Origin of the sequence: Paenibacillus suaedae (assembly GCF_032337355.1) — a bacterium.
Lineage (GTDB): Bacteria > Bacillota > Bacilli > Paenibacillales > Paenibacillaceae > Paenibacillus_B > Paenibacillus_B suaedae.
The window spans coordinates 247,680-260,214 of sequence record NZ_JAVYAA010000008.1; the positions used below are offsets into that span (position 1 = coordinate 247,680).

Genomic DNA, 12,535 nt, shown 5'->3' on the forward strand with positions numbered 1-12,535 from the left:
TGCTTTTCGCCAAGCTCTTTGGTAGAATAGGGGATGTTACTTTTTACGGACGACAGTGGAAATGTAGGAGGCACTATTAAATGAGAAGCAACGGACGCAAGGCGGATGAACTCCGCCCGGTTACGATTCGAACAAACACGAACAAATACGCGGAAGGATCCGTATTCATCGAAGTAGGCGACACGAAGGTGCTGTGCACGGCTACGGTTGACGAGAAAGTTCCTCCTTTTATGAAGGGGCAAGGCAAGGGCTGGATTACGGCAGAATATTCGATGCTCCCACGTGCAACGCAGACACGCAACCAGCGTGAAGCGAACCGGGGCAAGTTAACTGGCCGTACGATGGAAATTCAACGGCTGATTGGGCGGGCTCTACGCTCGGTTGTTGACTTGCATGCATTAGGTGAGAGAACAATTACGCTTGATTGCGACGTTATTCAGGCTGATGGTGGTACACGTACCACTTCCATCACCGGTTCCTTTATTGCGATGGCAATGGCGATTCATAAAGTGGCGAACCAGCATTCATTGAACAAATACCCGATTACAGATTTCCTTGCTTCGGTTAGCGTTGGTGTCATTCAAGGAAATACGCTTCTTGACTTGAATTACGAAGAAGATTCTTCAGCGAAGGTCGATATGAATGTTGTGATGACAGGACAAGGCAAGTTCGTTGAAGTGCAAGGTACGGGGGAAGAGAGTCCGTTCTCCCGTGAAGAGCTTAACCAACTCCTTGCTAGCGCGGAGAAAGGGATCTTGGAGCTTGTTGAGATGCAGAAGGAAGCACTTGGCCCTATTGCAGACAAGATCGCTGCACGGGCAGCATTGGAGCGTGGGGAGGCAGCCGGTCATGCATCTAGCAAGTGATACGATCATTATTGCGACCAGCAACCAAGGCAAGCTGAAGGAATTTCAGCTTGCTTTCGCCTCGCTTGGCAAGCGTGTGCTCAGCATGGCAGACTATCCGCAATTGCCTGAAGTAGTAGAAGACGGAGATACCTTCAAGGCAAACGCGCTGAAGAAGGCGCAGGAAGTCGCTGAAGCGATTCAACTTCCTGTTCTTGCTGATGATTCAGGACTTTGTGTGGAGCGCTTAGAGGGTGCCCCTGGCGTGTATTCTGCACGATATGCTGGTGGGCATGGCGATACGAAGGCGAACAATGCCAAGCTTCTCGAAGAGTTGGAGAAGCTGCCGGTATCCCGTACAGAACATGAGGAGCTGGGAGAAGTAGCAGAGCATGTACGGAGTGCGGCTCAATTCGTCTGCTGCCTCGTGCTGTATGATCCAGCAGAGAAGCGGTATGTCGATGTCACGGGCACATGTGATGGATTCATCATTGATGAGGCGCGTGGAGAGCATGGATTTGGCTACGATCCGCTCTTCTATGTTCCTGCATTCGGCAAGACGATGGCGGAGCTGTCTCCAGAGCAGAAGCAGAGCATTAGCCATCGCGGCAACGCGATTCGCAAGCTGCTTGAAGTGATGAAGGCGGAGCAAGCGGAAGTATAGCGGCAAGATGCATCTTGATCCGCATGCTGAATGCTGAAAAACTGAATACTGAATAAATTGAATGTTGGATGTTGATGTTAGATTCAGCATGTTACATAACTGCATGTTGGCATGATGCCTGCTTCTCTTGGTGGGAACAACTGCAACAGAATATTTTCAACTGCATAACAAGCATCGGAGGGCACCTGACTACATAGTTAGTTAAGTTGTCCTTTTTTTCATATCAAAATACTCAGGATTTATACTTTCCAACAGCGGAAAAATATGAGAAAATAATGGGCAATAAGGCGAAGGAGGATTGGTTGAAGATGAGTGAAGCTCCACGTGAATTCGGATTGGAAACTTTGGCTGTGCATGCTGGACAGGAGGTTGACCCGACTACATTGTCCCGCGCGGTTCCACTGTATCAAACAACGTCTTACGCGTTCAAGGATACTGATCATGCTGCGGATTTATTTGCTTTGAAGGAATTTGGCAACATTTATACACGGTTGATGAATCCTACAACAGATGTGTTTGAGAAGCGGGTTGCTGCCTTGGAAGGCGGTGCAGCGGCGCTGGCTACTGCCTCTGGTCAGGCTGCGATTACGTACGCTATATTGAATATCGCGGGAGCAGGGGATGAGATTGTCTCTGCGACGAGTCTGTATGGCGGAACGTATAATCTGTTCTCGACAACATTAGCGAAGCTCGGCATTACGGTTCGGTTCGTTGATTCCAGCGATCCGGAAAACTTCCGCAAGGCGATTACGAGCAAGACGAAGGCGCTGTATGCGGAGGTCATCGGCAACCCTAGGGGCGATGTTCTCGATATCGAGGCAGTAGCCGATATCGCACATGAGCATGGTATTCCGCTCATCGTAGATAATACATTCCCAAGCCCATTTCTGCTTCGTCCCCTTGAGCATGGTGCGGATATTGTAGTTCATTCCGCAACGAAGTTCATTGGCGGTCATGGCACCTCGATTGGCGGGGTAATCGTAGATGGAGGCAAGTTCGATTGGGCTGCCAATGATAAGTTCCCAGGATTGACAGAACCGGATCCTAGCTATCATGGGGTTGTATATACGGATGCTGTTGGGCCAATCGCATACATTATTAAGGCCCGTGTGCAATTGCTGCGCGATATGGGAGCTGCCATATCTCCATTCAACGCATTCCTGCTTCTTCAAGGGCTTGAAACGCTTCACCTGCGTATGGAGCGCCATAGCGAGAATGCATTGAAGGTTGCTCAGTTCCTTGAAGCACATGAAGGTGTGCAGTCGGTCAGCTACAGTGGTCTGTCAAGCCATCCATCTTATGAGCTTGCACAGAAGTATTTGCCGAAGGGCCAGGGTGCCATCTTAACATTTGAGATTAAGGGCGGAATCGAAGCAGGACGCCAAGTGATTAATCACGTCAAGCTCTTCTCTCATCTTGCGAATGTTGGTGATTCGAAGTCGCTCATTATCCATCCTGCCAGCACAACGCATCAGCAATTGAGTGAAGATGAGCAAATTGCTGCAGGTGTAAATCCAGGACTTATTCGTTTATCTATCGGTACGGAATCCATTGACGATATATTATTTGATTTGGATCAGGCGATCCGTGCAAGTCAGCCTGCTGCTGTCAAATAAGAAGCCATAAAAAGAAGACACACGGGGCGTATCCCGTGTGTCTTCTTTTTATTGGATGAATGAGCTCTTGTGGGCTTCAGGTTACCATGCTACACGAATGCGATATTCTCGCAGCCAAGTGTCCATTTGAAGCAAATAAGCAAATAATTGAGGGCCGGACATCAGTTGACCGAACCAAGGAAAGTTCGAGCTCGCTTCCTCGGAGGCTGCGATACTGCGGATTCGCTCCACATTCACAAATTGATGGAGTGGGGATGATGTATCATCCAGCCGCTCCAACGCAAGACGACGAACGGTATTCAAGTAGTTCGGATTGTGGGTTTTCGGATAAGGGCTCTTCTTGCGGTACAGCACATCTTCCGGCAATACGCCTTCAAGTGCTTTGCGAAGCAGACCCTTCTCTCGCCCACCATATGTCTTAATGCTCCATGGAATGTTGAATACATACTGGACGAGGCGGTGGTCTGTATAAGGTACACGAACTTCTAATCCCACGCCCATGCTCATTCTGTCCTTGCGATCCAGCAAGGTAGGCATGAAACGGGTAATATTGAGATAGGACATGACCCGCATCTTGGCGGCTTGTGCATCTTCGCCAGGCAGTACAGGGACTTCGCGAACGGCATCTGCATACCGATCGGCTACATACTGCTCTGCGTGAAGCAAGGAAGCGACTTCAGGCTTCAGGAGGCTGGAACGCAGTGGGGTAGCTAGTGCCCACGGGAAGGTACCGGCATTCAAGGCATCTTCTCGATGGAACCAAGGATATCCGCCGAATACTTCATCGGCCGCCTCGCCGGAGAGAGCGACAGTGGCGCCTTGCTTGATTTCCTTACAGAATAAGAGGAGAGAACCATCAATGTCGGTCATGCCTGGCAAATCACGAACCTTCACAGCCTGTTCTAGGGAGGCGACAAGCTCAGGGGTATCGAATTTGATCCAATGATGGGTTGTGCCAAGTTCCTCCACCATACGGTAAATCCAGGGCTCATCGGCATTGGGCTGAAATGCATGAGATTGGAAGTACAGATCGTTATCAACATAATCGACCGAATACGTATGCACCTGGCCAAGTTTATGCCGCTCGTAATGTTGAACGGTAAGGGCCGTCAGTGCACTGGAGTCCAGTCCGCCAGATAACAAGGTGCAGACGGGTACATCAGAGATGAGCTGCCGCTCAACGGTATCCTCCAGCAGCTCACGCACATGTCTAGCTGTCTGTTCGGCGTCCTCTTCATGCGGGATGCTCTCCAGCTTCCAGTAGCAATGAATTCTAAGACCATCCGGACTGTACTTCAAGGTGTGGCCTGGCCGCAGTTCTGATAGCGCTTGGTATACACCGTGTCCCGGGGTTCGAGCGGGACCAATCATCCATATTTCAGCGGCTCCCTCCAGCCCGATGACCGGTTCGATGTCCGGGTGAGCAAGCAATGATTTAGGCTCAGAACCGAATGCGAACCAGCCCTCGCCCTGTGAATAGAACAATGGCTTCACCCCGAGCCGATCACGAGCCATGAACAGATGTCTTTCCGATTCATCCCATATTGCAAAGGAAAAGATACCGTTAAATCGTTCAACACAAGCCTCTTTCCACTCCAAATAGGCAACAAGCAGCACTTCCGTATCACACTGCGTGACAAATGAATGCCCGCGGCTGATTAATTCCGTTCTTAATTCCATCATATTGTACAGTTCGCCATTATATACAATGGCAAACACCCCTTGCTCCGTGTGCCGAATCATCGGCTGGGCGCCATTCGCGGGATCAATGACAGATAAGCGCCGGTGCCCCAGCGCACATGAACTGGTTAACCATGTTCCCTTCGCATCCGGCCCACGAGAGGATAATGTTGCGGTCATTTGTTCGACAACGCCAGAACATTGGGTCAAATCACGGTTCCAGTCAATCCATCCTGTAATTCCACACATGTTACGTTCATCCTTTCCGCACCAATCTGTCCATCCGGAAGAACGAGCACCGGCATGCTGGAAGATTGAGATAATACCATGGGTATGCGCAAATCGGCATAAGATGTATGTCCATCGGGAGATGATAAAAAAAGCTTCACATATAAGCAGAACTAAAGCTGCATGAAAAGCAGGACTAAAAGAAGCATTGGCTCCAAGGAGAAAAGGAGGGGCTGAATGGAGCGACAACCTTATTATGTATCCGTGCAGCAGCGTTCTGTTGTGGCAGAACAAGATGCAGGGAATTATGAATTCGTTGTCTACGCGAATGAGGCAGAGAGGGACAAGCTGCAAAGGCTGCTGAATGAAGTGGATGACGCTGAGACAGATGGAATGTGGGATAACATCATGTTAGTGACGAACCAAACGAATGATAGGATTAACGTCCCTTATCAGCTCCACTTGAACAGAGTATATGCCTACATATACGCAATCGGGACTTCTGAAACAAAGCGATTTGTGGAGCAAATGTTGAAGTGAGGAGAGATGACCATAATGGAATTTAAAGCTGCAAAATTTCGTCGTCCTGTAGAAATCGAAGGGCGGTTGTGCGCCGAGATTGGCCTCATCCCGGATGATGAGAAGCAGACACCGCTGCTGGCATATGTCGCCCCTGTACGTAATGGCGGCTATGAAATTGTTCGCCTGCTGCACAATGATGCGCATTATGAAGCAGATTGGTATGACAACAATTTGCATAACGCCTTCGAGGAAATCGCTGCGGAGGAATTCATTATAAGCAATAACGAAATCAGCTGCAGTGATCGCGATTCGATTGTTGATGCTGTCTTAGGTTCCACAGAAGTTCGAGCAGCGGTGGATGAGTTGTTTCAATTAGACACGTAATGCTATCCGTTATCATGCAGCGGAAATGGTTCGCTTTTTTATCATCGGCTTCGTGGAAAGAAATGATCAAGGAACGATGAAGGGAGGTGAGAAACGATGTCAGAGCAATTCAAGCAAAACAAGGGCAATAAATATGCCCATCAGAAGAAACATGCGGATGCCGTACTATCGAAAAACTTCAAGCATCCAGGCGAGAAGAACCATTGGGAGTTTCACAATAAGTAAATAAGTAAATAAGTAAGTTCTGTATCAAAAGAAGGCGGCAATTATACAAGGCTCTGCGATAAGCAGAGCCTCTCATGCAGAGGTATTCTGGGATCGATGTGAGTGGGAAATAAAAAAAGCCTCACCAACCAATAAAAGGTTCTGTGAGGCATGTTCATGTATATTTAGTAAGCAAATGAATGGCGTCCCAGGAGGGATTCGAACCCCCGACCGACGGCTTAGAAGGCCGTTGCTCTATCCAGCTGAGCTACTGGGACATGAATAAGTTAAATTTAGAACATAAATGATTGTATCAAAGAAATTGACTCTTAGCAATAGGAAAATGAAAAAATATTAATTTACATATCTTTTACAGTTTGAGTATCAGGAAAGCACATATGGTGACCGCGCAGGATAAAGAGTGAATATGATATAATGCATCATATAAGAAGCTCACCTAATTGAGGGAGAACGAGCTGCATACATAGGAGAGATTATCGTAATACATAGGCGCAGTACAGAAAGCAGGTGTTCGTATGACAGAAGATTACAAAGAGCCGGCAAAGAATAATGTCATCCTGTTTCCGAAAACTCATGATTACTACCAAATTGAGTTGACACGGATGCTGGAATCTGAGCGTTACGGCGAAGCAATTGCCCTTCTTCAATTCCTGCTGACATGTGATGGTGAGGACGAACGGATTCGGGAAGAGTGGGACGCGCTGCTGCAATGGCTCGTGTCGGCGTTCCCGGAGGCAGAACGTGCTGCTCGTGATTTGAATATGGCTGAGGGAATAGCCAGTTGGCCGGAGTCCACACCGGAAGAGGAGTCTGAAGAGACCGAACAAGATATCCTGCGACGCCAATTCCAGCAGAAGCTGAATGCGGACGGACAATATACAGAGCGATTGTTTGCTACCCTTGTAGAGGGAGAGATGGATGACCGCAAGCTCCTTATTCTTGAGCAGCTTGCAGCAGCAGAAGATCCGGGTGTTGATGAAGCTTTGGCTAAACTGCTCAAAGAGGAGAACCTTAACTCCTTGCTTCAATTCGGAATTCTTCAAGTTATGAAGAGACGGGGAATGCATGGAGAAATCCGCTTCCCTCGCGGGCAGGAGTTGCTGGTCGTACAAATCGAGGATACTCCGCTTGATAATTCGGGGTTCCCAGAGGCCGCCAAGGCACCAGCGGTGCGTGTGAACGAGGCTGCTTCTGTAAGAGAGCCTTCTCTCGCTTATTTTGCTCAGGAGATATGGCAGCAGTACTTGAAGCATATATACGGTTCTCCATCCTATGAACAGTTGTGCGGGCATGGGCAAGAGGATTCGAACGCTTGGGCGGCGGCGCTGCATTTCATCGTGGCTCGAATGCTGCGTGTCGACGAAGAAGTGGAAGTGAAGCAGCTGTACGGTATCACGAATGAACTGCGTGTGCAATATGAGCTAGCGCTCCGATCCTTAAATCGATCATTGCGCGTACAGTCATAGGATCTGAGGCTAAGCAATGAAAGGTCGATAGCGCTTTCGTAGAAGGCCGAATGTGGGAATGACGCCCTCCTTGAAAAAGTTATCGTAGTCGGCTATACTAAAATGGTTATTCTGGACGTGTTATGTTAGGTACACTCTAGCCATGATCTTTTTTTGGAGGGGAAGGCATAAAATGAAAGCAACTTGGGAAAAAATAGAGAAGAACATTGGGGTATTGGAAGTAGAGGTTAATGAAGATCGCGTAGCAGAAGGATTGGACTTGGCATTCAAAAAAGTGTCCAAGCGTGTTAACGTTCCTGGCTTCCGCAAAGGTCGCGTACCTCGCCCAATTTTCGAAGCAAAATATGGTGTTGAAAGCTTGTATCAAGATGCGATTGACATCATCTTGGGCGAAGTTTACACACAAGCTGTAAAAGAAACAAACATCCAACCGGTTGATCAGCCGGAAATCGAAGTTGAACAATTTGCAAAAGGCAAAACGTTCAAGTTCAAAGCAAAAGTAACAGTTAAACCTGAAGTGAAGCTTGGCGACTACAAAGGTCTTGAAGTGGAAGCTAAGGAAGCTGAAGTTACTGAAGAAGAGCTTGACGCTGAATTGAAGCGTCTGCAAGAGCGTCATGCTGAACTCGTTATCGTTGACGAAGAAACAGCACAAAAAGGCGACAGCGTTGTTATGGACTTCGAAGGATTCGTTGATGGCGAAGCATTTGAAGGCGGCAAAGGCGAGCGCTACACATTGGAGCTTGGCTCTAACACGTTCATTCCTGGATTCGAAGATCAATTGGTTGGCCTTGGAACAGGCGACTTCAAAGATGTTGAAGTTACATTCCCTGAGCACTACCATGCAGAGAACTTGGCTGGCAAGCCTGCAACATTCAAAGTGAAAGTTCATGAAATCAAGCGCAAGCAGCTTCCACAGCTTGATGATGAGTTCGCTAAAGACGTTAGCGAGTTCGAAACTTTGGATGAGTACAAAGCTGATCTTACAAAACAGTTGAAAGAGCGCAAAGAACGCGAACTGGAAGCAGCTCGTGAAGCTGAGCTCGTTGAAAAAGCATCTGCAAATGCAGAAGTAGAAATTCCACGTGCGATGATCGAGACTGAAATTCAGCACATGGTTAAAGACTTGGACAACCGTCTTCGCATGCAAGGCATGAACATGGATATGTTCTTGACATTGTCTGGCCAAACGATTGCAGACTTGCGCGAGCAAATGCAACAAGAGGCTGACAAGCGTGTGAAAAACAACCTCGTTCTTGAGCAAATCGCGAAAGAAGAGAACATCACAATTTCCGAAGAAGAGCTGCAAGAAGAGCTTGATAAAATGGCAGCTTCTTACCAACGTTCTGCGGACGAAATCCGCTCCATCTTGGAGAAGAACGGCACGATTGAAAACTTGCGTGAAGAGGCAGCTCTTCGCAAAACAGTTAAGTTCATTGTGGACAACAGCAAGAATTAATTGCATATCGGCTGCAACTGCATCATGCATGTGAGAGCGGCGTAACAGGATAAGGCACGTTACTTTTTAAGGGCGTGCCTTATTTTTTACCACCTGTCTGGTGAAAGTTTGCTGGATTGTAAGTTCTTGATTTACTACATAACGTTTCACCACCCAGCAATTGGGTGTACATAATCAGTATGTAACATATTAGGCGATTCCGACCCGCGAGAAGTCACGAATATAGAGCTTATTTGCAGGGATTACGGGCATTTGCCGCACATAGAATAATGGTAATCGGTGTAAAAATGACACCACGTTCAGAAAATGTTAGAATAGAAATGTAAAGCTATGTAAAGAAAAGAGGTCGGTACCATGAATTTAATCCCGATGGTCATCGAACAGACAAATCGCGGCGAACGCTCTTATGATATTTACTCGCGTCTGCTGAAAGATCGCATTATCTTTCTGGGCAGCGCCATCGATGATGACGTAGCGAACAGCGTCATTGCGCAGTTGTTGTTCCTTCAAGCAGATGATCCAGAGAAGGACATTTTCTTGTATATCAACTCACCGGGCGGTTCAGTTACGGCCGGCATGGCAATTTACGATACGATGCAGCATATCAAACCTGACGTATCTACAATCTGCGTAGGCTTGGCTGCAAGTATGGGTTCGCTCTTGCTGACGGCTGGGGCGCCAGGCAAGCGTATTGCTCTGCCGAACAGTGAGATCATGATTCATCAGCCGCTGGGTGGCGTGCGCGGTCAAGCGTCCGACATTAAGATTCATGCGGACTGGATCTTGAAGACAAGACATAAGCTGAACCAAATATATGTGGATCGCACAGGTCAGCCGATTGAGAAGATTGAACGCGATACGGATCGTGACAACTTCATGAGCGCTGATGAAGCGAAAGAATACGGTCTTGTTGACCAAGTTTTACATCCGGCAAGCCCGGGGCTCAAGTAAGGGGGGACACCGATTGTTTAAATTTAATGATGAGAAGGGGCAATTGAAGTGCTCGTTCTGCGGCAAGTCGCAGGAGCAAGTACGCAAGTTGGTTGCCGGTCCTGGCGTATATATATGTGACGAGTGCATCGAGCTGTGCAATGAGATTGTAGAGGAAGAGCTTGGTCACGAAGAGGAAGTCGATCTGAAGGATATACCGAAACCGAAGGAAATTCGTGCGATTCTGGATCAATATGTCATTGGTCAAGAAATAGCGAAAAAGTCGTTGTCCGTAGCGGTATATAACCATTACAAACGGATTAACACCCAGAACAAGATTGAGGATGTTGAGCTGCAGAAGAGTAACATCTTGCTCGTGGGGCCTACTGGTTCCGGTAAGACACTCTTGGCGCAGACCATGGCTAAAATCTTGAACGTGCCATTCGCAATTGCGGATGCCACATCGCTTACAGAAGCAGGTTATGTGGGCGAAGATGTTGAAAATATTCTTCTGAAGCTGATCCAAGCGGCAGACTATGACGTGGAGAAGGCGGAACGCGGTATCATTTACATCGATGAAATCGATAAAGTAGCTCGCAAATCCGAGAATCCTTCGATTACACGCGATGTATCTGGCGAAGGGGTACAGCAGGCATTGCTGAAAATTTTGGAGGGAACCGTTGCTTCTGTTCCGCCGCAAGGTGGCCGTAAGCATCCTCACCAAGAATTTATTCAAATTGATACGACGAACATCTTGTTCATTTGCGGCGGTGCGTTTGACGGACTGGAGCAAATTATCAAGCGTCGTGTAGGGAAGAAAATTATTGGCTTCAATGCTGATGGTGGTCAGAAGGATTTGAAGCCTGGCGAATACTTGACGATGACACTTCCGGAGGATTTGCTGAAATTCGGACTTATTCCTGAATTTGTTGGGCGTCTTCCAGTCATCTCGACGTTGGAGCCGCTTGATGAGCATACATTGGTTCGTATCTTGAGCGAGCCGAAGAATGCGCTGACGAAGCAGTACCAGAAGTTGCTTGAGATGGACAATGTGAAGCTTGACTTCGAGTCTGGTGCACTGGAAGCCATTGCTCGCGAAGCGATCAAGCGCAACACTGGAGCGCGTGGATTGCGTGCCATCATCGAGGGCATTATGCTTGACGTGATGTATGAAGTGCCATCGCGCGATGATGTAACAACATGTGTCATTACGGAGCAAGTAGTAAAAGAACGAATGATTCCGGAACTGACGACAGATAAGAAACAAGAGGAAAGCGCCTAATAGGCGCTTTTCCGTCCGTTTCCGACATGGGAGAGAATGTATCATGTATTTGCGACATCAGACTAGAGCTGTAAAAGTGGGCGATGTAACGATTGGCGGCAACAATGAGGTTGTCATTCAGAGCATGTGCACGACGAAGACGGCAGATGTAGAAGCCACTGTTGCGGAAATTCATCGACTTGAAGAAGCTGGATGCCAGCTTGTTCGGGTTACGGTCAACAATGAGGAAGCAGCGGATGCGATTAAGGAGATTAAGAAGCGTATCTCGATTCCGCTCGTTGCTGACATTCACTTTGACTACAGGCTCGCTTTGAAGGCGATTGAGAACGGTATTGACAAGGTTCGGATCAATCCGGGCAATATTGGGCGCCGTGAGAAAGTGGAAGCAGTCGTGAAGGCGTGCAAAGAGCGCGGCATTCCGATTCGAATCGGTGTTAATGCAGGATCGCTGGAGAACCACCTGCTCGAGAAGTATGGATATCCAACGCCAGAGGCGATGGTCGAAAGTGCTCTATTCCATATCGGAATTTTAGAAGAACTTGATTTCCACGATATTATTGTCTCGTTGAAGGCATCAGATGTGCCTATGGCCATCGCTGCCTATACAAAGGCTTCTGAGGTAATTCCGTACCCGCTTCACTTAGGGATTACAGAAGCTGGAACACTGTTCTCAGGGACGATTAAGAGTGCGGCAGGGCTCGGAGCCTTGTTATCACTTGGAATTGGCTCGACGGTTCGTGTCAGCTTGAGTGCGGATCCAGTAGAAGAAGTGAAGGTTGCGCGTGAGATGCTGAAGTGTTTCGGCTTGATTTCCAATGCAGCTACACTTGTATCATGTCCAACATGCGGCCGACTTGACATCGATTTGTTCTCAATTGCGAACGAAGTAGAGGAGTATATCTCCAAAGTGAAAGTTCCAATTAAGGTATCGGTGCTTGGTTGTGCGGTAAACGGTCCGGGCGAGGCTCGTGAAGCGGATATCGGCATCGCTGGAGCTCGTGGTGAAGGGCTGTTGTTCCGCTACGGAGAAATGATTCGTAAAGTACCGGAGGCAGAGCTTGTCTCTGAGTTGAAGAAGGAAATCGACCATATCGTCGCTGAATATGAGCGTACGGGTCAGATTCCAGGGCGTAAGCACTAATCGAAATATAAGAAGCTATCTTGTTATCGTATGATACAAGAACACCCACATGCAGCAGTGGCGCATGTGGGTGTTTTCTTTGTCTGTATCCAA

12 protein-coding genes and 1 tRNA gene are annotated in these 12,535 nt (G+C 48.0%); 11 read left to right on the top strand and 2 right to left on the bottom strand.

Annotated elements, in window-relative coordinates; all coding sequences use genetic code 11:
- Positions 1 to 80: 80 nt before the first annotated feature.
- From rph to RQP50_RS26020, 3 genes are all read left to right on the top strand, one after another.
- On the top strand, positions 81 to 866 hold the full coding sequence (gene rph, locus RQP50_RS26010) for a ribonuclease PH (protein ID WP_021252346.1): 786 nt from the start codon (positions 81 to 83) through the stop codon (positions 864 to 866).
- Positions 850 to 1,509 carry an XTP/dITP diphosphatase gene (locus tag RQP50_RS26015; protein ID WP_072731608.1) on the top strand — a complete coding sequence of 220 codons (660 nt, stop codon included), beginning with the start codon at positions 850 to 852 and terminating at the stop codon, positions 1,507 to 1,509. Before rph ends, RQP50_RS26015 begins: the two co-directional genes overlap by 17 nt.
- A gap of 308 nt (positions 1,510 to 1,817) precedes the next feature.
- Positions 1,818 to 3,125: a homocysteine synthase gene (locus tag RQP50_RS26020; RefSeq protein ID WP_315747167.1), complete on the top strand. Its 1,308-nt coding sequence runs from the start codon at positions 1,818 to 1,820 to the stop codon at positions 3,123 to 3,125.
- An 81-nt stretch (positions 3,126 to 3,206) separates the two neighbouring features.
- Here the strand turns inward: RQP50_RS26020 and asnB are convergent, their stop codons facing one another.
- Positions 3,207 to 5,054 carry an asparagine synthase (glutamine-hydrolyzing) gene (gene asnB, locus RQP50_RS26025; RefSeq protein ID WP_315747168.1) on the bottom strand — a complete coding sequence of 616 codons (1,848 nt, stop codon included), beginning with the start codon at positions 5,052 to 5,054 and terminating at the stop codon, positions 3,207 to 3,209.
- Between the two features lie 216 nt (positions 5,055 to 5,270).
- On the opposite strand from asnB, the gene RQP50_RS26030 reads away from it, so the two are divergent.
- From RQP50_RS26030 to RQP50_RS26040, 3 genes are all read left to right on the top strand, one after another.
- The gene (locus tag RQP50_RS26030; RefSeq protein ID WP_021259076.1) at positions 5,271 to 5,573 is read left to right on the top strand and encodes a hypothetical protein; all 303 of its coding nucleotides are present in this window, start codon (positions 5,271 to 5,273) and stop codon (positions 5,571 to 5,573) included.
- A 15-nt stretch (positions 5,574 to 5,588) separates the two neighbouring features.
- Positions 5,589 to 5,939: a carboxypeptidase gene (locus RQP50_RS26035; protein ID WP_315747169.1), complete on the top strand. Its 351-nt coding sequence runs from the start codon at positions 5,589 to 5,591 to the stop codon at positions 5,937 to 5,939.
- 96 nt (positions 5,940 to 6,035) lie between these two features.
- A complete protein-coding gene (locus RQP50_RS26040; protein WP_260612424.1) occupies positions 6,036 to 6,164 on the top strand; it encodes a hypothetical protein in 129 nt (42 codons plus the stop codon).
- Positions 6,165 to 6,344: 180 nt separating this feature from the next.
- Here RQP50_RS26040 and RQP50_RS26045 read toward each other — a convergent pair.
- Positions 6,345 to 6,421, bottom strand: a tRNA-Arg gene (locus RQP50_RS26045).
- A gap of 258 nt (positions 6,422 to 6,679) precedes the next feature.
- Here RQP50_RS26045 and RQP50_RS26050 point away from each other — a divergent pair.
- The 5 genes from RQP50_RS26050 (at position 6,680) to ispG (ending at position 12,442) form a co-directional block, all read left to right on the top strand.
- Positions 6,680 to 7,630: a hypothetical protein gene (locus RQP50_RS26050; protein WP_315747170.1), complete on the top strand. Its 951-nt coding sequence runs from the start codon at positions 6,680 to 6,682 to the stop codon at positions 7,628 to 7,630.
- Positions 7,631 to 7,802: 172 nt separating this feature from the next.
- Complete coding sequence (tig, locus tag RQP50_RS26055) at positions 7,803 to 9,089, top strand: trigger factor (RefSeq protein ID WP_315747171.1); 1,287 nt, start codon at positions 7,803 to 7,805, stop codon at positions 9,087 to 9,089.
- Positions 9,090 to 9,443: 354 nt separating this feature from the next.
- Positions 9,444 to 10,040, top strand: a complete 597-nt coding sequence (clpP, locus tag RQP50_RS26060) for an ATP-dependent Clp endopeptidase proteolytic subunit ClpP (RefSeq protein ID WP_021252338.1) — start codon at positions 9,444 to 9,446, stop codon at positions 10,038 to 10,040.
- Between the two features lie 13 nt (positions 10,041 to 10,053).
- Positions 10,054 to 11,301, top strand: coding sequence for an ATP-dependent protease ATP-binding subunit ClpX (gene clpX, locus RQP50_RS26065; RefSeq protein ID WP_021252337.1), 1,248 nt, complete (start codon positions 10,054 to 10,056; stop codon positions 11,299 to 11,301).
- Positions 11,302 to 11,344: 43 nt separating this feature from the next.
- Positions 11,345 to 12,442, top strand: coding sequence for a flavodoxin-dependent (E)-4-hydroxy-3-methylbut-2-enyl-diphosphate synthase (gene ispG / locus RQP50_RS26070; protein WP_021258198.1), 1,098 nt, complete (start codon positions 11,345 to 11,347; stop codon positions 12,440 to 12,442).
- The last annotated feature ends 93 nt before the right edge of the window (positions 12,443 to 12,535 follow it).